34 protein-coding genes and 1 tRNA gene are annotated in these 20372 nt (G+C 62.9%); 33 read left to right on the top strand and 2 right to left on the bottom strand.

Annotation, left to right across the window (positions count from 1 at the left end; all coding sequences use genetic code 11):
* The first annotated feature begins 57 nt into the window (after positions 1-57).
* From rplC to prfA, 30 genes are all read left to right on the top strand, one after another.
* Complete coding sequence (gene rplC / locus H0O21_RS06160; protein ID WP_131454712.1) at positions 58-714, top strand: 50S ribosomal protein L3; 657 nt, start codon at positions 58-60, stop codon at positions 712-714.
* The gene (gene rplD / locus H0O21_RS06155; RefSeq protein WP_131454713.1) at positions 714-1349 is read left to right on the top strand and encodes a 50S ribosomal protein L4; all 636 of its coding nucleotides are present in this window, start codon (positions 714-716) and stop codon (positions 1347-1349) included. Before rplC ends, rplD begins: the two co-directional genes overlap by 1 nt.
* On the top strand, positions 1342-1644 hold the full coding sequence (locus H0O21_RS06150; RefSeq protein WP_131454714.1) for a 50S ribosomal protein L23: 303 nt from the start codon (positions 1342-1344) through the stop codon (positions 1642-1644). The genes rplD and H0O21_RS06150 overlap by 8 nt, the downstream gene beginning before the upstream one ends.
* Before the next feature lie 15 nt (positions 1645-1659).
* Positions 1660-2523, top strand: coding sequence for a 50S ribosomal protein L2 (gene rplB, locus H0O21_RS06145; protein WP_131454715.1), 864 nt, complete (start codon positions 1660-1662; stop codon positions 2521-2523).
* 35 nt (positions 2524-2558) lie between these two features.
* Complete coding sequence (rpsS, locus tag H0O21_RS06140; RefSeq protein WP_006042208.1) at positions 2559-2834, top strand: 30S ribosomal protein S19; 276 nt, start codon at positions 2559-2561, stop codon at positions 2832-2834.
* A 4-nt stretch (positions 2835-2838) separates the two neighbouring features.
* Positions 2839-3204, top strand: coding sequence for a 50S ribosomal protein L22 (gene rplV / locus H0O21_RS06135; protein WP_131454716.1), 366 nt, complete (start codon positions 2839-2841; stop codon positions 3202-3204).
* A gap of 19 nt (positions 3205-3223) precedes the next feature.
* Positions 3224-3955, top strand: coding sequence for a 30S ribosomal protein S3 (gene rpsC, locus H0O21_RS06130; protein ID WP_131454717.1), 732 nt, complete (start codon positions 3224-3226; stop codon positions 3953-3955).
* A gap of 16 nt (positions 3956-3971) precedes the next feature.
* Positions 3972-4448 (top strand): 50S ribosomal protein L16, encoded by a 477-nt coding sequence (gene rplP / locus H0O21_RS06125; RefSeq protein WP_131454718.1) that lies wholly within the window; start codon positions 3972-3974, stop codon positions 4446-4448.
* A 2-nt stretch (positions 4449-4450) separates the two neighbouring features.
* The gene (gene rpmC / locus H0O21_RS06120; protein ID WP_131454719.1) at positions 4451-4660 is read left to right on the top strand and encodes a 50S ribosomal protein L29; all 210 of its coding nucleotides are present in this window, start codon (positions 4451-4453) and stop codon (positions 4658-4660) included.
* Positions 4661-4680: 20 nt separating this feature from the next.
* Positions 4681-4947 (top strand): 30S ribosomal protein S17, encoded by a 267-nt coding sequence (gene rpsQ / locus H0O21_RS06115; protein WP_131454720.1) that lies wholly within the window; start codon positions 4681-4683, stop codon positions 4945-4947.
* On the top strand, positions 4944-5309 hold the full coding sequence (rplN, locus tag H0O21_RS06110; RefSeq protein ID WP_131454721.1) for a 50S ribosomal protein L14: 366 nt from the start codon (positions 4944-4946) through the stop codon (positions 5307-5309). Before rpsQ ends, rplN begins: the two co-directional genes overlap by 4 nt.
* A gap of 1 nt (position 5310) precedes the next feature.
* On the top strand, positions 5311-5667 hold the full coding sequence (rplX, locus tag H0O21_RS06105; RefSeq protein WP_185190741.1) for a 50S ribosomal protein L24: 357 nt from the start codon (positions 5311-5313) through the stop codon (positions 5665-5667).
* A 49-nt stretch (positions 5668-5716) separates the two neighbouring features.
* Positions 5717-6256, top strand: a complete 540-nt coding sequence (gene rplE, locus H0O21_RS06100; RefSeq protein WP_131454723.1) for a 50S ribosomal protein L5 — start codon at positions 5717-5719, stop codon at positions 6254-6256.
* Positions 6257-6275: 19 nt separating this feature from the next.
* Positions 6276-6677, top strand: coding sequence for a 30S ribosomal protein S8 (gene rpsH / locus H0O21_RS06095; protein ID WP_131454724.1), 402 nt, complete (start codon positions 6276-6278; stop codon positions 6675-6677).
* Between the two features lie 15 nt (positions 6678-6692).
* A complete protein-coding gene (rplF, locus tag H0O21_RS06090; RefSeq protein WP_131594222.1) occupies positions 6693-7232 on the top strand; it encodes a 50S ribosomal protein L6 in 540 nt (179 codons plus the stop codon).
* Between the two features lie 33 nt (positions 7233-7265).
* Positions 7266-7634 carry a 50S ribosomal protein L18 gene (gene rplR, locus H0O21_RS06085; RefSeq protein ID WP_185190740.1) on the top strand — a complete coding sequence of 123 codons (369 nt, stop codon included), beginning with the start codon at positions 7266-7268 and terminating at the stop codon, positions 7632-7634.
* Positions 7635-7647: 13 nt separating this feature from the next.
* Positions 7648-8295 (top strand): 30S ribosomal protein S5, encoded by a 648-nt coding sequence (gene rpsE / locus H0O21_RS06080; protein ID WP_131454727.1) that lies wholly within the window; start codon positions 7648-7650, stop codon positions 8293-8295.
* Positions 8296-8301: 6 nt separating this feature from the next.
* The gene (gene rplO / locus H0O21_RS06075) at positions 8302-8754 is read left to right on the top strand and encodes a 50S ribosomal protein L15 (RefSeq protein WP_185190739.1); all 453 of its coding nucleotides are present in this window, start codon (positions 8302-8304) and stop codon (positions 8752-8754) included.
* Between the two features lie 103 nt (positions 8755-8857).
* Positions 8858-10177: a preprotein translocase subunit SecY gene (gene secY / locus H0O21_RS06070; RefSeq protein ID WP_131454729.1), complete on the top strand. Its 1320-nt coding sequence runs from the start codon at positions 8858-8860 to the stop codon at positions 10175-10177.
* A gap of 102 nt (positions 10178-10279) precedes the next feature.
* Positions 10280-10837: an adenylate kinase gene (locus tag H0O21_RS06065; RefSeq protein WP_185190738.1), complete on the top strand. Its 558-nt coding sequence runs from the start codon at positions 10280-10282 to the stop codon at positions 10835-10837.
* 51 nt (positions 10838-10888) lie between these two features.
* Positions 10889-11002 (top strand): 50S ribosomal protein L36, encoded by a 114-nt coding sequence (gene rpmJ, locus H0O21_RS06060; RefSeq protein ID WP_006173336.1) that lies wholly within the window; start codon positions 10889-10891, stop codon positions 11000-11002.
* Between the two features lie 107 nt (positions 11003-11109).
* On the top strand, positions 11110-11475 hold the full coding sequence (rpsM, locus tag H0O21_RS06055; RefSeq protein ID WP_131454731.1) for a 30S ribosomal protein S13: 366 nt from the start codon (positions 11110-11112) through the stop codon (positions 11473-11475).
* Between the two features lie 77 nt (positions 11476-11552).
* The gene (gene rpsK, locus H0O21_RS06050; protein ID WP_006854807.1) at positions 11553-11945 is read left to right on the top strand and encodes a 30S ribosomal protein S11; all 393 of its coding nucleotides are present in this window, start codon (positions 11553-11555) and stop codon (positions 11943-11945) included.
* A 47-nt stretch (positions 11946-11992) separates the two neighbouring features.
* A complete protein-coding gene (locus H0O21_RS06045; protein ID WP_131454732.1) occupies positions 11993-12931 on the top strand; it encodes a DNA-directed RNA polymerase subunit alpha in 939 nt (312 codons plus the stop codon).
* 34 nt (positions 12932-12965) lie between these two features.
* On the top strand, positions 12966-13316 hold the full coding sequence (gene rplQ, locus H0O21_RS06040) for a 50S ribosomal protein L17 (protein ID WP_131454733.1): 351 nt from the start codon (positions 12966-12968) through the stop codon (positions 13314-13316).
* A 14-nt stretch (positions 13317-13330) separates the two neighbouring features.
* Positions 13331-14230, top strand: coding sequence for a tRNA pseudouridine(38-40) synthase TruA (gene truA / locus H0O21_RS06035; protein ID WP_185190907.1), 900 nt, complete (start codon positions 13331-13333; stop codon positions 14228-14230).
* Between the two features lie 204 nt (positions 14231-14434).
* Positions 14435-14887 carry a 50S ribosomal protein L13 gene (rplM, locus tag H0O21_RS06030; RefSeq protein ID WP_131454735.1) on the top strand — a complete coding sequence of 151 codons (453 nt, stop codon included), beginning with the start codon at positions 14435-14437 and terminating at the stop codon, positions 14885-14887.
* Positions 14884-15288 carry a 30S ribosomal protein S9 gene (gene rpsI / locus H0O21_RS06025; RefSeq protein WP_131594215.1) on the top strand — a complete coding sequence of 135 codons (405 nt, stop codon included), beginning with the start codon at positions 14884-14886 and terminating at the stop codon, positions 15286-15288. Before rplM ends, rpsI begins: the two co-directional genes overlap by 4 nt.
* Positions 15289-15296: 8 nt before the next feature.
* On the top strand, positions 15297-15590 hold the full coding sequence (gene rpmE / locus H0O21_RS06020; protein WP_131454737.1) for a 50S ribosomal protein L31: 294 nt from the start codon (positions 15297-15299) through the stop codon (positions 15588-15590).
* A gap of 105 nt (positions 15591-15695) precedes the next feature.
* On the top strand, positions 15696-16793 hold the full coding sequence (gene prfA / locus H0O21_RS06015) for a peptide chain release factor 1 (protein ID WP_185190737.1): 1098 nt from the start codon (positions 15696-15698) through the stop codon (positions 16791-16793).
* Positions 16794-16796: 3 nt separating this feature from the next.
* Here the strand turns inward: prfA and H0O21_RS06010 are convergent, their stop codons facing one another.
* Complete coding sequence (locus H0O21_RS06010) at positions 16797-17297, bottom strand: HNH endonuclease (RefSeq protein WP_131594210.1); 501 nt, start codon at positions 17295-17297, stop codon at positions 16797-16799.
* A gap of 71 nt (positions 17298-17368) precedes the next feature.
* Here H0O21_RS06010 and alr point away from each other — a divergent pair, with 71 nt between their 5' ends.
* Together alr and H0O21_RS06000 are read left to right on the top strand one after the other, a co-directional pair.
* The gene (gene alr, locus H0O21_RS06005) at positions 17369-18520 is read left to right on the top strand and encodes an alanine racemase (RefSeq protein WP_185190906.1); all 1152 of its coding nucleotides are present in this window, start codon (positions 17369-17371) and stop codon (positions 18518-18520) included.
* 39 nt (positions 18521-18559) lie between these two features.
* A tRNA-Ser gene (locus H0O21_RS06000) sits at positions 18560-18648 on the top strand.
* Between the two features lie 5 nt (positions 18649-18653).
* Here the strand turns inward: H0O21_RS06000 and H0O21_RS05995 are convergent.
* The gene (locus H0O21_RS05995; protein ID WP_131454741.1) at positions 18654-19550 is read right to left on the bottom strand and encodes a serine hydrolase; all 897 of its coding nucleotides are present in this window, start codon (positions 19548-19550) and stop codon (positions 18654-18656) included.
* Between the two features lie 18 nt (positions 19551-19568).
* Here H0O21_RS05995 and H0O21_RS05990 point away from each other — a divergent pair, with 18 nt between their 5' ends.
* Entirely contained in the window at positions 19569-20309 is a 741-nt protein-coding gene (locus H0O21_RS05990) for a C40 family peptidase (protein ID WP_185190736.1), read from the top strand.
* Positions 20310-20372: the final 63 nt, after the last annotated feature.

The following is a 20372-nucleotide window of genomic DNA, read 5'->3' as shown; positions in this document are numbered from 1 at the left end:
CCCCAGGCCCCCTTCCTTCTCGGATGGAGGTTGTCCACGCTGGCGTTTCTACCCCCCATGTCCATCGGCATCCTTGGGAAGAAGCTGGGTATGTCCCAGCTCTTCGACGAGCAAGGCAGAGCCGTCCCGGTCACCCTGATCGAGGCGGGCCCTTGCCGCATCACCCAACTCAAAACAAATGACACGGATGGCTATGCCGCCGTGCAGATCGGTTTTGGCGAAACCCGCGAAAAACTGATCAATAAGCCCGCTAAGGGTCACCTCGCCAAATCCGGCGAGGATCTGCTGCGCCACCTGAGCGAGTACCGCGTCGATGACGTGGCCGGACTCGAGCTCGGTGGTGCCATCACCGTTGGTGATTTCGAAGCGGGCCAAAAGGTGGACGTGAGCGGCGACACCATGGGTCGCGGTTTCGCCGGTTATCAGAAGCGCCACGGGTTCAGCCGCGGTCCTATGACCCACGGTTCCAAGAACCACCGCGAACCGGGTTCGACCGGCGCCGGCACGACACCGGGCCGCATCTACCCCGGCAAGCGCATGGCCGGCCGCTATGGCGGCAAAAAAATCACCACCCGTGGGCTCACGATTCTGAAGATCGACAGCGAGCGCAATCTGCTGGTGGTGAAGGGTTCCGTCCCGGGCAAGCCGGGCTCCCTGCTCAACATCCGGCCCGCCAAGCGTGTGGGTGACAAGCCCGCCAACGGAGGTAAGTGATGGCCAACTGTGTTGTTCGTGACTGGCAGGGCAAGGAAGCCGGCAAGGCAAGCCTTGACCTGAAGGTGGCCAAGGAGACCACCGCCCTCGACCTGATGCACCGTGCCGTCCTGCGTCAGCAGGCCCACAGCCGTCAGGGCACCGCCAGCACCCTCACCCGGGCGGAAGTCCGCGGTGGCGGTCGCAAGCCCTACAAGCAAAAAGGCACCGGCCGAGCCCGCCAGGGTTCAATCCGTACGCCTCTGCGTCCCGGTGGCGGCATCGTCTTCGGACCGAAGCCCCGCAGCTACAACCTTGCGATGAACCGCAAGGAGCGTCGCCTGGCCTTGCGCACCGCGCTGATGGCCCGCATCGAAGACCTCACGGTGGTGAAGGATTTCGGCAGCTCTCTGGAAGCACCGAAAACCCGTGAGATCACTGATGCACTCGGTCGCCTCGGCATTGCCGATGGAGCCAAGGTGCTGATCATCCTTTCCAGCCCCTCTGAGGTGGTGCGCCGCTCGGTGCGCAACCTGGAGAAGGTGAAGCTGATCGCCGCCGATCAACTCAACGTCTTCGATCTTCTCAACGCCAACTCCCTGGTGATGGGCGAGGACGCACTCGCAACGATTCAGGAGGTCTACGGCGATGACTGAGCGCTTCACCGGACGTCTGGCCGATGTGATCCGCCGCCCGCTGATCACCGAAAAGGCCACCCGCGCACTGGAACTCAACCAGTACACCTTTGAGGTGGATCACCGCGCAGCCAAGCCCGACATCAAGGCTGCCGTTGAGCAGCTCTTCGATGTCAAGGTCACGGGCATCAGCACCATGAACCCGCCGCGGCGCAGCCGTCGCGTCGGTCGCTTCGCCGGCAAGCGTGCCCAGGTGAAGAAGGCCGTGGTGCGCCTGGCCGAGGGCAACTCCATCCAACTCTTCCCTGAGTCCTGAGGGGTCTGAAACGTCATGGCAATTCGTACTTTCCGCCCCTACACCCCCGGTACCCGCACCCGGGTGGTCACCGACTTCAGTGAGGTCACCGGCCGCAAGCCGGAACGTTCCCTTGTGGTGGCCAAGCACCGTCGCAAGGGACGCAACAACCGCGGTGTGATCACCTGCCGCCATCGCGGTGGCGGCCACAAGCGTCTGTATCGCGTTGTGGATTTCCGCCGCAACAAGCACGGCGTGCCCGCCAAGGTCGCCGCTATCCATTACGACCCCCACCGCAATGCGCGGCTGGCCCTGCTCTTCTATGCCGATGGCGAGAAGCGCTACATCCTGGCTCCGGCCGGTGTGACGGTCGGCCAGACCGTGGTCTCAGGACCTGAGGCACCGATCGAGGACGGCAACGCAATGCCGCTCTCGGCCATTCCCCTCGGCTCCAGTGTTCACTGCGTCGAGCTCTATGCCGGTCGCGGTGGCCAGATGGTGAGAACCGCTGGTGCCAGTGCCCAGGTGATGGCCAAAGAAGGCGACTATGTCGCCCTCAAATTGCCCTCTACCGAGGTGCGCCTGGTCCGCCGTGAGTGCTACGCCACCCTCGGCGAAGTGGGCAACTCCGAGATCCGCAACACCAGCCTGGGCAAGGCAGGTCGCCGTCGCTGGCTGGGACGTCGTCCTCAGGTCCGCGGCAGTGTCATGAACCCCTGCGACCACCCCCACGGTGGTGGTGAGGGTCGGGCACCGATCGGCCGCTCCGGTCCTGTCACCCCTTGGGGTAAGCCGGCCCTGGGTCTCAAGACCCGCAAGCGGAACAAGCCGAGTAACAAGTTCGTCCTCCGCAAGCGTCGTAAGACGTCCAAGCGGAGCCGTGGCGGACGCGACTCCTGATGTTGTTCACCGATCTGTCGTTCGCCTAATCCGCCATGGGACGTTCACTTAAAAAAGGCCCTTTCATTGCTGACAGCCTGCTGCGCAAGGTTGAAAAGCAAAACGCCGCCGACGACAAGTCGGTGATCAAGACGTGGTCTCGGGCCTCCACCATCCTGCCGATGATGATCGGCCACACCATTGCCGTTCACAACGGCAAAACCCACGTGCCGGTCTTTGTGACCGAGCAGATGGTGGGTCACAAGCTGGGCGAATTCGCCCCCACCCGCACCTTCAAGGGCCACATCAAAGACAAGAAAGGAGGCCGCTGAGACCATGACCACGTCATCCCCAACGGCCACCACCGCCCGGGCACACGGTCGCTTCATCCGCGGCTCTGTGTCCAAGGTGCGCCGTGTCCTCGACCAGATCCGCGGCCGCAGTTATCGCGACGCGCTGATCATGCTCGAGTTCATGCCCTATCGCTCCACCGGTCCGATCACCAAGGTGCTTCGGTCGGCTGTGGCCAATGCCGAGCACAACCTGGGCCTTGATCCCTCCTCCCTGGTGATCTCCCAGGCCAGTGCCGACATGGGCCCTGCCATGAAGCGGTATCGGCCCCGCGCCCAAGGTCGCGCCTACGCGATCAAGAAGCAGACCTGCCACATCAGCATTGCTGTGGCAGCTCAGACCGACTCCTGACCCCCGAGCACACCGACTGATGGGACACAAAATCCATCCAACCGGCTTACGCCTGGGGATCACCCAGGAGCACCGGTCCCGCTGGTACGCCTCCAGCAAGAGCTATCCGACTCTTCTCCAAGAAGACGATCGGATCCGCAAGTTCATCCACAAGAAATACGGCGCTGCCGGCATCAGCGATGTGCTGATCGCCCGAAAGGCCGACCAGCTTGAGGTTGAACTCAAGACAGCACGCCCCGGCGTGCTGGTCGGCCGCCAGGGCAGCGGCATTGAAGAGCTGCGTAGTGGCATTCAAAAGACCGTCGGAGATCTGAGCCGTCAGGTGCGGATCAACGTGGTTGAAGTCGAGCGTGTCGACGCTGATGCCTTCCTGCTGGCCGAGTACATCGCCCAGCAACTCGAGAAGCGCGTGGCGTTCCGACGCACCATCCGCATGGCCGTTCAACGGGCCCAGCGGGCTGGTGTGCTCGGCCTGAAGATCCAGGTGAGCGGCCGCCTCAATGGCGCCGAGATCGCCCGAACCGAATGGACGCGTGAAGGACGTGTGCCACTGCACACCCTTCGTGCCGACATCGATTACGCCACCAAAGTGGCCAGCACCACCTACGGGGTGCTGGGCATCAAGGTGTGGGTGTTCAAAGGCGAAGTGCTGGGCGACGAGGCCCGGCAGCAACTGCCTGTGGGGGCAACCCCACGGCGTCGGGCCGGTCGCAGGCCCCAACAGTTCGAAGACCGCTCTAACGAGGGTTGAACAGGAGGCCTGAACCATGCTGAGTCCAAAACGCGTCAAATTCCGTAAGCAGCAGCGCGGCCGCATGCGCGGCATCGCCACCCGAGGCAACACCATTGCCTTTGGTCAGTTCGCGCTGCAGGCACAGGAGTGTGGCTGGATCACCTCGCGCCAGATCGAGGCCAGCCGTCGTGCCATGACCCGTCACGTCAAACGTGGCGGCAAGATCTGGATCCGGATCTTCCCCGACAAACCGATCACGATGCGCCCCGCTGAAACCCGTATGGGTTCCGGTAAGGGCAACCCAGAATTCTGGGTGGCTGTGATCAAGCCGGGCCGGGTGCTCTTCGAGATGGGCGGTGCCGAAATCACCCCCGAGATTGCACGGGAGGCCATGCGCCTGGCGCAGTACAAGCTGCCCGTGAAAACCAAGTTCATCTCCCTGGACGACCAGGAGAAAGCCGCCGCTGGCAGCGATGCCAAGGCAGCGTCCACCGCAACCGTGGAGGCCTGACCATGGCACGCCCCAATGCTTCCGAGCTGCGCCAGCTCACCGACGCAGACATCAACGAGCAGATCGACGGCCTTCGCCGCGAACTGTTTGATCTGCGCTTTCAGCAAGCCACCCGGCAGCTGAGCAATACGCACCGCTTCAAGCAAAGCCGCATCAAGCTGGCCCAGCTGCTGACGGTGCAAGCGGAGCGTCAGCGCTCCGCCGCTTCCTGACCCCCTAAGGAGAACCAGACATGGCAACCAAGGAAAGGGTCGGCACCGTCGTCAGCGACAAGATGGACAAAACGGTGGTGGTTGCGGTGGAGAACCGCTTCCCTCATCCCATCTACCAGAAGACGGTCAGCCGCACCACTCGCTACAAAGCTCACGACGAGGACAACAGCTGCCGCGTCGGCGACCGGGTTCGGATCACCGAAACCCGCCCACTGAGCCGTCACAAACGCTGGGCTGTCGCCGAAGTGCTCAGCCACAGCGCCAAGGCTGAGGAGGCCGCGAAATGATTCAGCAGGAAACCTATTTGACCGTCGCTGATAACAGCGGCGCCAAGCGCATCCAGTGCATCCGCGTGCTGGGCAGCAACCGTCGCTACGCCCATGTCGGTGATGTGATCGTGGCCGCTGTCAAAGACGCCATGCCCAACATGGGCGTGAAGAAGTCCGATGTGGTCAAGGCTGTGGTGGTCCGCACCAGGCACACCCTCCGTCGCGACACGGGTAACTCGATCCGCTTCGACGACAACGCGGCCGTGATCATCAACGCGGACAACAATCCGCGGGGCACTCGCGTCTTCGGACCGGTTGCTCGGGAATTGCGCGAGCGCAACTTCACCAAAATCGTCTCCCTTGCTCCGGAGGTGATCTGAGATGGCAACCGCAACTCCCAAAACCAGCACGAGCGAGCGGATCAAGATGCGTCTGCGCAAAGGTGACACCGTTCAGGTGATCACCGGCAAAGACAAGGGCAAGACCGGTGAGGTGCTGCGCACCCTGCCAAACGAGAACCGCGTGATCGTGCAGGGCATCAATCTGCGCACCCGCCACGTCAAGCCCACCCAGGAAGGTGAAAGCGGTCGGATCGTCACAGAAGAGGCCTCACTGCATGCCTCCAACGTGATGCTCTACTCCACCGAAAAGAAGGTCGCCAGCCGCGTTGAAGTGGTGATCGAAAAAGACGGCACCAAGAAGCGCCGCCTCAAGAAAACCGGCGAAGTGATCGATTGATCACCCGGCCCGTCTTCTGACCAAGCCCAGAAGTCCTCATCCCCCAGCTATGTCACTCAAACAGCGCTACAGGGAGACCATTCAGCCCAAATTGCTGAAAGACCTGAGTCTCTCCAACATCCACGAAGTCCCCAAGGTGGTGAAAGTCACCGTCAACCGGGGTCTCGGCGAAGCCGCCCAGAACGCGAAGTCCCTTGAGGCCTCCGTGACGGAACTGGCGCAGATCACCGGCCAGAAGGTTGTGGTGACCCGTGCCAAGAAGGCCATCGCCGGCTTCAAGATCCGTCAGGGCATGCCAATCGGCTGTGCCGTCACCCTTCGTGGAGACCGCATGTATGCCTTCCTGGAGCGTCTGATCAATCTGGCTCTGCCCCGCATCCGCGATTTCCGCGGTGTGAGCCCCAAGAGCTTTGACGGCCGTGGCAACTACACCCTGGGGGTGAGGGAGCAGATCATCTTCCCTGAGATCTCCTTCGACAAGATCGACGCCATCAGGGGCATGGACATCACCATCGTGACCACTGCCCGCACGGATGAAGAGGGCCGGGCCCTCCTCCGCGAGATGGGAATGCCATTCCGCAGCAACTGAGCCCCCCTCGGAAACCACTATGGCCAACCACGACCCTATTTCCGACATGCTCACCCGCATCCGCAATGCGAGTGAGAAACGTCATCAGACCACCAAAGTTCCCGCCTCTCGGATGTCCCGCAGCATCGCCAAGGTGCTGCAGCAGGAAGGCTTCATCGCTGAAATCAGCGAAGAAGGCGAAGGCGTGCAGACGCACCTTGTGCTCGAACTCAAGTACAGCGGCAAGCACCGTCAGCCCACCATTCGCTCCATGCAGCGTGTGAGCAAGCCGGGCTTGCGCATCTACAAGAACACCCGTGGCCTCCCCAAAGTGTTGGGCGGTCTTGGAGTGGCGATCATCTCCACATCCAAGGGTGTGATGAGCGACCGCGATGCCCGCAAGCAGGGCGTCGGTGGTGAAGTGCTCTGCTACGTCTATTGATCCGGAGCCAGAACCATGTCTCGTATCGGTAAATCCCCCATCCCCATCCCCGACAAGGTGAGCGTGAGCCTCGATGGTCTCGCGGTCACCGTGAAGGGCCCGAAGGGCGAACTGAAGCGCACCCTCCCTGAGGGTGTGACCATTAGCCAGGTGGAGAACACTCTGGTGGTGGCTCCCAGCAGCGACAAGCGCCGCTCCCGTGAGCGTCACGGTCTCTGCCGCACCCTGGTGGCCAACATGGTCGAAGGTGTCAGCACCGGATTCAGCAAGAAACTGGAAATCGTCGGTGTGGGCAACCGTGCCCAGGTGAAAGGCAAGAACCTTGTGGTGAGTGCCGGTTACAGCCACCCCGTTGAGATGATTCCTCCCGACGGAATCACCTTTGCGGTGGAGAACAACACCAACGTCACCGTCTCCGGAACCGACAAGGAATTGGTGGGCAATGAAGCCGCCAAGATCCGCGCCATCCGCCCACCTGAGCCCTACAAGGGCAAGGGCATCAAATATGCGGGCGAGCGCATCTTGCGCAAGGCCGGCAAGTCGGGCAAGAAGTAACCCCCTGCCAGACCCCCTTCCGCATTTCCCACCATGTCGACTCTTTCCCGCAAACAACAGACCCAGAAGCGCCACCGGCGCCTGCGTCGCCAAATCAGCGGCTCCGCCGAGCGTCCCCGGCTGGCGATTTTCCGCTCCAACAACCACATCTACGCCCAGGTCATCGACGACGAGTCCCAGAGCACCCTCTGCTCAGCCTCTACCGTCGACAAGGACCTGCGCACCAGTCTCAAAGCCAACGCTGGAAGCTGCGATGCCTCCGTCGCCGTTGGCGAACTGGTGGCCAAACGCGCCCTCGCTAAGGGGATCCAACAGGTGGTCTTCGATCGCGGCGGCAACCTGTACCACGGACGGGTGAAAGCCCTTGCCGATGCCGCCCGGGAAGCGGGCCTGCAATTCTGACCCTGCTCTCACCATGACCGAACCCAACACCCAGACCAACCCGAACGACATCCCGGCAGCATCCGATGTGCCTGCAGCCGCCGAAGGGCAGCAGGAGCAGCGCCGGGGCCGTGGCGACCGCGACCGCGGTGATCGCCGTGGTGGTGGACGCCGTGGCGACCGCCGCAACCAGGAGCGTGACTCCGAATGGCAGGAGCGCGTGGTGCAAATCCGCCGCGTGTCCAAGACCGTCAAGGGCGGTAAGAAGATGAGCTTCCGAGCCATCGTCGTTGTCGGCAACGAGAAAGGTCAGGTCGGCGTGGGTGTCGGCAAGGCCGGCGATGTGATCGGTGCTGTTCGCAAGGGCGTGGCCGATGGCAAGAAGCATCTGGTGAAGGTGCCTCTGACCCGCCACAACTCCATTCCCACCCTGTCCAATGGTCGCGATGGCGCCGCCAGCGTGCTGATCCGCCCCGCCGCTCCTGGTACGGGTGTGATCGCGGGCGGTTCGATCCGCACCGTGCTGGAACTGGCCGGCATCAAGAACGTGCTTGCCAAGCGCCTGGGCAGCAAGACTCCCCTCAACAATGCGCGGGCTGCCATGGTGGCCCTCGAGGCTCTCCGCACCCACAAGGAGACCGCCAAGGAACGGGGGATCTCCCTCGAGCAGATCTACTCCTGATTCCCCATGACTCTCCGACTCGACAACCTCAAGGCCAACGCCGGCGCCCGACGCCGCAAACTGCGCAAGGGTCGCGGCATCGCCGCCGGCCAGGGCGCCAGCTGCGGCTTCGGCATGCGCGGCCAGAAGTCACGTTCCGGCCGACCCACCCGCCCCGGCTTCGAGGGTGGCCAGATGCCCCTTTACCGCCGGGTACCGAAGCTCAAGCACTTCCCACTGGTGAACCCAAAGTTCTTCACTGTGGTGAACGTGTCTGCCCTCAATGAGCTCAAGGCCGGCTGCACCGTCAACCTCGACTCCCTGGTCAAGGAAGGGGTTGTGACCAGCCCCAAGCATCCGCTCAAGATCCTTGGCAATGGTGAGCTGAAGGTGAAACTCACCGTTCAGGCTGCGGCCTTCACCGCCTCCGCCCGCACCAAGATTGAAGCCGCTGGCGGCAGCTGCGAACTGCTCGACTGAATCCTCACGGATCCGCCAGTGCAGATCTAAGGTCTGAGCCGTCCGCAGTCCCCTGGTCTGCGGACGGCTTTTTGGCATCAAGCCCTTTCATTTCCATTCATCCATGCTCGTCAGTCGGGGTCGCAATCCCAGCGCCGGAGAGGTGATCACCCAGCTGGTGCAGAACAAAGAGCTGCGCGGTCGAGTGCTCACCACCCTCGGTCTGTTGATGCTCGTGCGCCTTGGGATTTACATCCCCATGCCCGGCATCGACCGGGTGGCCTTCCAGGACTTCCTGAAGCAAGGCGGCCAGCTGATCGGCTTCCTCGACATCTTCACCGGAGGAGGCATCTCCACCCTGGGCGTCTTCGCCCTGGGGATCCTGCCTTTCATCAATGCCTCGATCATCCTTCAGCTGCTGACAGCGGCGCTGCCGCAACTCGAGGACCTTCAGAAAAATGAGGGCGAGGCCGGGCGACGCAAAATCGCCCAGATCACCCGCTATGTGGCTCTGGGCTGGGGACTGCTGCAGAGCATCGTCTTCGCAATGATCCTGCGCCAGTACGCAGTGGAAGGTCTCAGCGAGACGGTGTTCGTGGTTCAGACCGCCCTGGCACTGGTCACGGGATCGATGGTGGTGATGTGGATCAGTGAGGTCATCACCGAACGGGGCATCGGTCAGGGCGCCTCGCTTGTGATTTTCCTGAACATCGTGGCCACCCTGCCCCAGGCGCTCGGGGCCACGATCGAAAAGGCTCAGACCGGAGACCGCAATGATGTCCTGGGCATCATTGTTCTGGTACTGGTGTTCCTGGTCACGATCGTGGGCATCATTTTCGTGCAGGAGGGCGCCCGTCGACTGCCGATTGTGAGCGCCAAGCGCCAGGTGGGCGGCACCGCCCTGCTCCCTAGTCGTCAGAGCTATTTGCCTCTGAAGCTCAATGCCGGTGGCGTGATGCCCATCATTTTTGCCTCGGCACTGATCTTCTTGCCGATCACCATCGCCAATTTCACCAAGAATCCGCTGCTGATCCGCGCCTCCAGCGCCCTCAGCCCTGGCGCTCCGAATCCCTGGCCCTATGCCCTGCTCTTCTTCGCATTGATCCTGGGATTTGCCTATTTCTACGCTTCGCTCACCGTAAATCCAAGCGATATCGCCTCCAATCTCAAAAAGGGAGGCGTGGCGATTCCAGGGGTGCGACCAGGCAGTGCCACGGCGACCTATCTCTCTGGGGTGCAAAACCGACTCACCTTGCTGGGGGGCCTCTTCCTTGGTGCGGTGGCGATCATCCCTTCCGCGGTGGAGCGAGCCACAGGAGTCACGACCTTCCAGGGCCTGGGTGCCACCTCGCTCCTGATTCTGGTCGGCGTGGCGATTGACACCGCCAAGCAAGTTCAGACCTACGTGATCTCCCAGCGCTACGAAGGACTTGTGCGGCAATAGGCACGTTCTCGATACGCAAAAAACACGCATTGAGCACGGTAACGTGCTTTTTGCCTGATACACCCCCGATTCCCTGATCCCCCTCTTCCCACGACTACAGCCATGAAGAACCGCCTCCTCTTCCTCGGCCCCCCCGGCGCCGGCAAGGGAACCCAGGCAGCACGCCTCTGCGCAAGCCACGGCATGAAGCACCTCTCCACCGGAGATCTGCTCCGTTCCGAGGTAGCCGCCGGCAGCGACCTGGGCAAGGAAGCCGAAGCGGCCATGAACAGGGGAGAACTGGTCAGCGACACCCTGGTGCTCGCCATCGTCAAGGCCCAGCTCGGCAGCCTGGATGGCGGGGGCTGGCTGCTTGACGGTTTTCCTCGCACCGTTGTTCAGGCCGAGGCCCTGGCACCACTGCTCGACGGACTCAAGCAACCCCTCGAAGCCGTGGTGCTTCTGGAGCTTGATGACGCGGTGCTCATTGAACGAATGCTCGCCCGCGGCCGCGCTGACGACACTGAAGACGTGATCCGCCACAGGCTCGAGGTCTATCGCGAGAAGACCGCTCCACTGATTGACCACTACCGCCAGCAGGGCTTACTGCTCTCGGTCGAGGCCCAGGGCAGCGTCGAGGCGATCACCGAGCGGATCGAACAAGCGCTTCAAGGGTCTTGATAGACCCGCTGTGATAGGTTAGCTGTTTGGAATTTTGGAGAGCCACACCCCATGAAGGTGCGCGCCTCGGTCAAGAAAATGTGCGACAAGTGCCGTGTGATTCGCCGCCACGGCCGGGTCATGGTCATCTGCACCAACCCCAAGCACAAGCAGCGCCAGGGCTGATCCCCAGCTGCCGGACCTGAGGTTCAGCTCTGACAGCAGAGCCCCTCAGGCCATCGCCTCAACTGCCGACACCGTCGGCCCCCGTCCCCCCTTCGATTGATTGCTCAGTGGCAAGGATTGCTGGCGTCGACATTCCCCGCGACAAGCGGATCGAAGTCGCCCTCACCTACATCTATGGAATCGGCCCCACCCGGGCCCGGACCATCCTGTCCAAGACCGGTGTCAACCCTGACATCCGCGTCAAGGATCTGGAGGATGGCGATGTGCAGAAACTGCGCGGCGCCACCGAGGCCTACACAATCGAAGGTGATCTGAGGCGTCAGGAGGGCATGGCCCTTAAGCGCCTGCAGGACATCGGCTGCGTCCGTGGCCGTCGCCACCGCATGAGTCTTCCTGTGCGCGGCCAGCGCACTCGCACGAATGCCCGCACCCGCCGTGGCGCGCGCAAAACCGTCGCTGGCAAGAAGAAGTGAGGCGAAGCCGCTGACGCCCGTCGTCAACGACCGCCCGCCCCTGACATCTCCCCCTATTCGCCTCCAGGCCCCAGCCCATGGCCAAACCCGCCAAGAAATCAGGCCCCAAGAAGGCCAAGCGCAACGTCCCGAACGGCGTTGCACACATCCAAAGCACCTTCAACAACACGATCGTTTCGATCACCGACACCACCGGCGAGGTCATCTCCTGGTCGTCGGCTGGAGCGAGCGGTTTCAAAGGCGCGCGCAAAGGCACACCTTTCGCAGCGCAGACCGCTGCCGAAGCAGCCGCCCGCCGTGCTCTCGAGCAGGGCATGCGTCAGATCGAGGTGCTGGTGCGTGGCCCCGGTTCAGGCCGTGAAACCGCCATCCGCGCCCTCCAAGTGGCCGGGCTGGAGATCACCCTGATCCGCGATGTCACGCCGCTTCCCCACAACGGCTGCCGCCGTTCCAAGCGCCGTCGCGTCTGAGCGACGTTCCGCCCCCAGGTTTCCTTCCCTCCTCCCCGCTACAGACCGTGCTGCAATACCAGATCGACCGTATCGAGCATCAGATCGCTGATGATCGCGCTCAGACCGGTGTATTTCTCATCGGTCCCCTGGAGCGTGGCCAGGCAACCACCCTCGGCAATGCCCTGCGTCGGGTGTTGATGGGAGGCCTGGAAGGCAGCGCCGTCACCGCGGTACGCATCGCCGGCGTCAACCATGAGTACGCCACCGTTCCCGGAGTTCGAGAGGACGTTCTCGACATCCTCCTGAACTGCAAACAGCTGAGCGTCAACAGCCGCACCAGCGAGCTGGAAATCGGTCGGCTTGTTGTCTCTGGTCCCGCTGAGGTGAAGGCCCGTGACCTGCAGTTTTCCTCCCAGGTGCAGGTGGTGGATCCGGAGCGACCGATCGCAACGGTGAGTGATGGTCACAGCCTCGAGCTGGAAGTCCATGTGGAGCGCGGCATCGGCTATCGCCCCGTTGACCGCCACAACGAAGACACCAGTGCCATCGATCTGCTTCAGATCGATGCCGTGTTCATGCCCGTGCAACGGGTGAACTTCAGCATCGATGAAACAGCCGTTGCCGAAGGTGGATCTGCTCGTGAGCGGGTGCGCATGGAGGTGGTCACCGACGGTTCGATCACTCCCGATGACGCCATTGCTCAGGCGGCTAACCAGCTGATCGAACTCTTCCAGCCTCTGGCCACGGTCACGATGGTGGAGGAGCCCGGACTCGAGCCCGAGCCATCCGCAGAGGCCCAGATCCCCCTCGAGGAACTGAACCTCTCGGTTCGGGCCTACAACTGCCTGAAGCGTGCCCAGGTCAATTCCGTCTCCGATCTCATGGGCTTCAGCTACGAAGACCTGCTTGAGATCAAGAACTTCGGCTCCAAGTCAGCCGATGAGGTGATCGAAGCCCTCGAGCGCATCGGCATCTCGATCCCCCAGAGCCGCACCAGCGCCTGATTCCATCCGTTCGTCCCACCTCCGCACCTGAACCATGCGTCACCAATGTCGAGTTCCCCAGCTGGGTCGTCCGGCTGACCAGCGCAAGGCCATGCTCCGTGGCCTCACCACCCAGCTGATTCGTGAGGGTCGTGTGACCACCACCAAGGCCCGTGCCAAAGCCCTGCGTGATGAGGCCGAGCGCATGATCACGCTGGCCAAGGACGGCAGCCTCGCAGCCCGCCGCCGCGCCATCGGCTACATCTTTGACAAGCAACTCGTTCATGCCCTGTTCGACAAGGCTCAGGATCGCTACGGCGACCGGAACGGGGGTTACACCCGAATCACCCGCACGGTGCCCCGTCGTGGAGACAACGCCGAGATGGCGATCATCGAATTGGTCTGATCCAGACATCAGCGCTGTTCTCCGAACCCTCGACTGTCGAACCCTCGTCTGTCTCTGACGGCCCCATCCGGAAACGGATCGCCATCAGTGTGCAGTACGAGGGTTCCCTGTTTTGTGGATGGCAGCGGCAACGCCAAGGCACCAGCGTGCAAGGGGTCCTGGAGAACGCGATCGCTGAGCTGGATCCCTTCCGCCCGATCCAGGCCGTTGCTGCCGGTCGTACCGATGCAGGAGTTCACGCCGCTGGCCAGGTGGTGCATTTCGACTGCTGCGGACCGATTCCTGCGAGCCGCTGGGCGCCGGCACTCAATGGGCGCCTCCCCAAGAGCATCCGCGTGCGTGAAGCCGTGGAACGCCCTCTGGACTGGCATGCCTGCCACTCAGCCACCTACCGGCGCTATCGCTACACGATCTACAACGGGCGCCGTCCGAACCTGTTCCTCAGCCCCTGGACGTGGCACCGCTACCAGCTGCGCCTCGACGAGAGCGCGATGGCCCAGGCATTGGAGGGAATGCTGGGACTGCATGACTTTTCAGCCTTCATGCGTGCCGGCAGCCGCCGCGCCCATGCCCGCACCACGATTCAGGATGTGAATCTGGAACGGCAAGGGGACCTGGTGGTCATGGACATCCAGGCCAGTGGTTTTCTCTATGGAATGGTGCGACTGCTCACCGCACAACTCGTGGCAGTGGGAGAACATCGACTCAGCCCTTCCGCCTTCGAACAACGCTGGCGGGAACGGCGTCGCCACGAAGTCAAAGAGGCCGCGCCATCCCAGGGCCTCTGCCTGCTGCGAGCTGGGTATGCCGAGGCAATCTTCAGTGAGGGCGGGTGGTACGATTGCCAACCGCGGTATTTTCTGGCATCGAGCGATCCGCCACCGGATCCTCCTTCCATGCCAGAACGCCACTGAACCATTCCGGAAGCAGTGTTCGTTCGCTGCACCGGCCAGGACGGCCCGCCACCTCATCAGCAATCAGCCCTGTTCCAGGGAGGAATCCACGACGAGGTAAGCTCTTTGTTTGAGCTCGGATCAGAGGGCGGTGACGCAATCTGATCCCATCTGCCCAGCTCCGCCAGCTCAGGTGGGGCATACCCGAACCGGCATGCCGGCGTGATGAACAAGACATCCGTTCCCTCCATCGATTCGATCGAACGCCAGTGGTATCTGGTGGACGCTGAGAATCAGACCCTCGGCCGACTCGCCACCGAGGTGGCATCTGTCCTGCGCGGCAAGACCAAGGCCTGCTACACCCCACACCTCGACACTGGCGATTTTGTGGTCGTCATCAATGCCGACAAGGTGCGTGTCAGCGGTAACAAGCCCCAGCAGAAGCTGTATCGCCGTCACTCCGGACGTCCGGGCGGCATGAAGGTTGAAACCTTCGCTCACCTGCAGGAGCGCCTGCCTGAGCGCATCGTGGAGAAAGCCATCAAGGGCATGCTTCCCCACAACGCTCTGGGCCGCCAGCTGTTCCGCAAGCTCAAGGTTTACAAAGGCAGCGAGCATCCCCATGCAGCTCAGCAGCCCAAGCCCCTCGCGCTCGATCCCGCCGCTTCCGCCCAATGAGCACTTCTAATTCCGTCGTCTACTGGGGCACTGGTCGCCGCAAGACCTCCGTGGCCCGCGTCCGCCTGGTCCCCGGCAACGGCACGATCACCATCAATGGTCGCCCGGGTGACAATTATCTGAATTACAACCCGGCCTACATCGCCGCCGTCAAGGCTCCTCTGCAGACCCTCGGCCTCACCGCCGACTATGACGTGCTGGTGAATGTCCGTGGTGGTGGCCTCACCGGTCAGGCCGACGCCATCAAGCAGGGTGCAGCCCGAGCCCTCTGCGAGCTGTCGGCGGACAACCGCAAGCCCCTCAAAGTTGAGGGTCACCTCAGCCGCGACCCCCGTGCCAAGGAACGTCGCAAGTACGGCCTCAAGAAAGCCCGCAAGGCTCCTCAGTTCTCCAAGCGCTGATCCCTGTCATGCCCAAGCCCGAGATTCATCCCACCTGGTATCCCGACGCCAAGGTGATCTGCAATGGAGAGGTGGTCATGACCACTGGCTCCACCCAGCCGGAGATTCACGTCGACGTCTGGAGCGGCAATCATCCCTTCTTCACCGGAACCCAGAAGATCCTCGACACCGAGGGCCGTGTGGACCGCTTCATGCGCAAATACGGCATGGGTGGCGCCGGACAGGCTGCTGGCGAAAAGAAAGCCGCTGACAGCTCCAAATCCGATGCTGCCAGCAAGGACGAAGCTGCTGCCGACGCCTGAACAAGGCCTCCCTGTCCAGGGTCTGATGACACCTGCATTCACCACCCCCGGCCCCGGACAAGCGTCTGAGGTCGGGGGTCTTTTGATCACCGCCTGCCTGAGGGGATGGACAGCTCAACCCTGATCAGCCGCTTGGAAGCCGCCAGAACCAGCTTCCGAACCCTGGAGCGTCAGCTGGCGGATCCAGATGTGGCTGCAGATCCCAAACGCCTGGAGACGATTGCCAGGGAGCGCGCGCGACTGGAACCCCTGGTGCAGGATTACGCGAGCCTGAATCAGATCGAGGCGGAGCTCGACCAGACCCGTGCGCTCCTGCGGGACAGCCGCGGCGATACCGCCATGGAGGAGCTCGCTCAGCAGGAGCTGCAGGCCCTCCAGGACCGCCATGACGAGCTGGTCAGACGGGTCACCCTGGCGTTGCTTCCCCGCGATCCACGGGATGAGCGCAGCGTGATGCTGGAGATTCGCGCCGGTGCCGGCGGCGATGAGGCCTGCCTTTGGGCAGGCGATCTGGCTCGGATGTATGAGCGCTATGGCAGCCGCCGGCAGTGGACCGTGCAACCGGTCAGCGCGAACATCGCCGATCTCGGCGGCTATCGGGAACTCATCCTCTCGGTCAAGGGGGATGCGGTGTTCAGCCAGCTGAAATTCGAAGCTGGGGTCCATCGCGTGCAGCGGGTACCCGCCACCGAATCCCAGGGCCGTGTGCACACGTCCACCGCCACTGTGGCCGTGATGCCAGAAGCGGACCCGGTGGAGGTGCAGATCGATCCCACCGAACTTGAGATCAGCACAGCGCGCTCAGGCGGAGCCGGCGGCCAGAACGTCAACAAGGTGGAAACGGCCGTGGACCTGCTCCATAAACCGACTGGGATCCGGGTGTTCTGCACCCAGGAGCGCTCCCAGCTTCAGAACAGGGAACGGGCCATGGAGATCCTGCGCGCCAAGCTTTATGAGCGACAGCTGGCAGAAGCGAACGCAAAGGAGAGCTCAGCCCGCAGGGCTCAGGTGGGGACAGGCGATCGCAGCGAAAAAATTCGCACCTACAACGCCAAGGACAACCGAGTGACCGACCACAGGCTTGGGCGCAATTTCAGTCTTGATCCGGTGCTGGAGGGTCAGTTAGAAGACGTGATCGGCGCCTGCATCGCTGAGGAACAGCGCGCCAAGCTCGAGGCCCTCAGTGACGACACGGACGCCTGAGACTCAGGCACCGATCACATATTTGGCCCACTCGCTGCGACGGCCTGAATCAATCTGACGGGTGGCCTCAAAGCTTAGGCTGCTCAAGGGCCGACGCGGCACCCGGCGCAGGGGCATGTTCGCCTCCTGAGGAGTGCGGTTTCCCTTGCGCACATTGCAGCGCAAACAGGCGGTGGTCACGTTCTCCCAGGTGTCGTCCCCACCGCGACTGCGGGGCAGAACATGGTCGATCGAAAGCTGATCGCCACGGCTTCCACAGTATTGGCAGCAATGGTTGTCGCGCTGAAACAGGTTGCGGCGGGTCAGCGGCAACTGACGGAACGGAACGCGCACGAACTGGCGCAAACGAATAACCGTCGGCACCAGCAGGTCGGCACGCACGCAGTGGTCAGGGTCATGTTCCAGGCCCTCGGCCTTTCCTTTGAGCAACATCACCATGGCGCGACGCCAGGTGGTGATATTCAGCGGCTCGTAGGACGCATTGAGAACGAGAACCTGGCCCATGCCAGCCCCCTGATTAAGCGGCATGCTATCGGCATCCAACCCCTGTCAAGGTGTCCTTCACGACCGAGCCAATGACGCCCCTGCGGGACACGGAAGCGCCCGATCCCCGTCAGAGGGCCTGGCTGGAGGTATCACCAGCGGCCATCGAAGCCAATGCCCGGTCCCTTCGCGGCCTGCTGCTGCCATCCTGCGCGCTGATGGCGGTCGTGAAGGCCGATGGCTATGGCCATGGAGCCGTCACCGTGGCCCGTGCGGCCCTAGTGGGCGGCGCCAGCCAGCTCGGTGTGGCCACGCTGCAGGAAGGGATCGAACTCAGGAAGGCCAGACTGGATCAGCCCGTTCTAGTGCTGGGAAACCTCACCCAACCGGAGGAGCTGCGAGCCTGCCTGCACTGGCAACTGATGCCAACCCTGAGCAGCATGCGCGAAGCGCTGCTCTGCCAAAACCTCGCCAGTGGCAGTGGGCGTCCTTTCCGTGTCCAGCTGAAACTTGACACGGGGATGACGCGCCTGGGTTGCGACTGGGAAGAAGGACCACGGCTGGCAGCGGCGATTGGGCAGCTGGATCAGATCCAACTCAGCGGGGTTTACAGCCACCTGGCCCTCGCCGATGGCGAGCCTGAAGGCGAGGGTGACCGGGTCACAGCCCTGCAGCAACAACGGTTTGAAACGGTTCTGCAACACCTGCCCGCCGGCGGCCCCTTGCGTCATCTCGCCAACTCGGCCGGGACGCTACGCAGCCAGGCTCTCCATCACGACCTGGTCCGCGTTGGCCTGGCGCTCTATGGCCATTGCCCAAGCCCGCATCTGGATGGAGCCCTAGCCCTGGAGCCGGCCATGGCCGTCAAAGCACGCGTGACACTGATTCGCCAGGTGTCCGCCGGCGTTGGGGTCAGCTACGGGCATCGCTTCATCACCCAGCGCCCCAGCCGACTGGCCGTGGTGGCAATTGGCTACGCCGATGGCGTGAGCCGAGCGCTCTCGGGTCGGATCGCCGCCCTGCACCAGGGTCGGCGTCTACCCCAGGTTGGAGCGATCACCATGGATCAACTGATCCTCGATGCCACCGACCATCCCCAGCTGGAAGCCGGCAGCGTGGTGACCTTGCTGGGCCAAGACGGTGCTGAGAGGATCACCCCCCGTGATTGGAGTGAGCAAAGCGGCTCCATCCCCTGGGAGGTGCTGTGCGGTTTCAAACACCGTCTGCCAAGGGTGGTGATCTGACCTTCTGGGCCCACTCCTTGGTAAGGTGGGCGAGCCGCTGGAGAGGTGGCTGAGTGGTTGAAAGCGGCTCCCTGCTAAGGAGTTACAGGAGGCAACTTCTGTCGAGGGTTCGAATCCCTCCCTCTCCGTTGACTTAATCGATCGCAAACGCAGCGAGCTCTCTTGCCAGAGCAGGAAGCAATGTTGTGTCCTGCGCACGCTCCTGGCCGTCGCTGAACACCACCAAGAGGGACGGTGAGGCATCAGGCAAGCTCCACCAGGCGGCATCGTGACGGGCCTGACTCATCCAGCCGGCCTTGCTCCAGACCCTGCTCTCTGCAGGCAGCCCTTCCCCCAGGAATCCATCCACCTGATTCTCAGGATCGGCGGCCCGTTGGGCCAGATCGAGGGAACGCTCCAGCAGATCGCGTAAACGACGGCTGGCCGGAGGGGACAGCAGCGCATCGGTCATCACAGCCTCCAGCACCCTGGCCGTAGCGGCCGTGCTGAGGGCATTGCGATTGTCATTCATGACCCCATAGAAGTCACGTTCGCGGCCATAGGGCCCTTCGTTCCAGGTTTTCTGGCAACAGTTGATGCGTTCCAGCTCAGGCCATCCGATCGTCTGCAGCCAGGTGTTGACCAACTGCCGCTGCTGCTGCCATTGGCTCCAGGCCTGCCCCCGCAAGGTGGGGCCGCTGGTGGTAGCCGTGAGCAGATCCACGACCAGACCGGTGGCGTCGTTGCCTGAGTCCACGATCATGTCCCGCAGAGCCCGACGCAATTCGTCGTTGTCCACCAGGAGATCGCGCTGCAGCCAATCCTCAGCCGCCACCGCATAAAACAGCTTCACCACACTGGCGGGATAGAGGAGACGCTGATCCGCCCAGGCCGCTCCGAGGCCAGTGCCGGCAGCCGGAGCCTGCTGGTCGTAGCGCACCCAAGTGATGGCCACCTGCTCAGTGAGTCCAGGCCGGCCCTCCGACTCCAGTCGGCGCAACAGGGAGGACAGATGCTCCTGCATCGCCGGGTCGGGACGGTAGAACGCCATGAAGCTGGCCGCTGAACCATGCCGACCCTAGGCACCCCACTCGCCCCTGAACTGCTCCAAGCAGGAAGCGTCTGGCAACTGACGCGAAGCGTTAACGGTTACGCCCGTGCTGCAGGCGATGGTCTGGCGACCCAAGCAGCGGCGGGCCGCCGATTCCGGGTGCTGGACAGCCCAGAACAGGCCCACCCTGGGCGCTTGCGCGTTGTGCTGCTGGAGGATGGCTATCCCTGCTGGATGGCGCTGACAGAGATCGTCGGCCAGGCCCGCAGCAGCGCCCCATGGAGACCGACGCTGCTCGATGAGAAGGCGATCGTCCACCGGCTGCCGGCAGTGCTCAGCTGGATCACCGCTGCTGCGGCCAGGCCGAATGTCTATCTCTGGGGTGGCACGGTCGGGCCAAATCTTGACTGCTCAGGGTTGGTGCAAACGGCCTTTGCAAGCGCCGGAATTTGGCTGCCACGGGACGCCTATCAGCAGGAGCGGTTCTGCATGCCAGTCGCCGTGCGCGCCGGGGATGACAGGCTGCTGCGCCCCGGGGACCTGCTGTTCTTCGGCACACCTCAGCGCTGCACCCATGTGGGAATTCACAGGGGTGGAGGCCATTACTGGCACAGCTCAGGACAGCAACATGGCCGCAACGGAATCGGCAGCGACTGCATTCATCCCCGTGATCAGCACCCGGTCGCCTGCCATTACCGGGCGGAACTGCGCGGGGCCGGCCGCGTGCATCGCTGCCATGACGGAACCTCATTGCCGTAACAGCCCCAGCCATCACAGGCTCGGCCGAGCAGCCTCTGCCGTAGCAGCCCGATCTAGGTTGCC

The organism is Synechococcus sp. HK01-R (genome assembly GCF_014217855.1).
GTDB lineage: Bacteria > Cyanobacteriota > Cyanobacteriia > PCC-6307 > Cyanobiaceae > Synechococcus_C.
The sequence above is the reverse complement of the archived record's forward strand: the minus strand, read 5'-3'. Positions and strand labels throughout refer to the sequence as shown.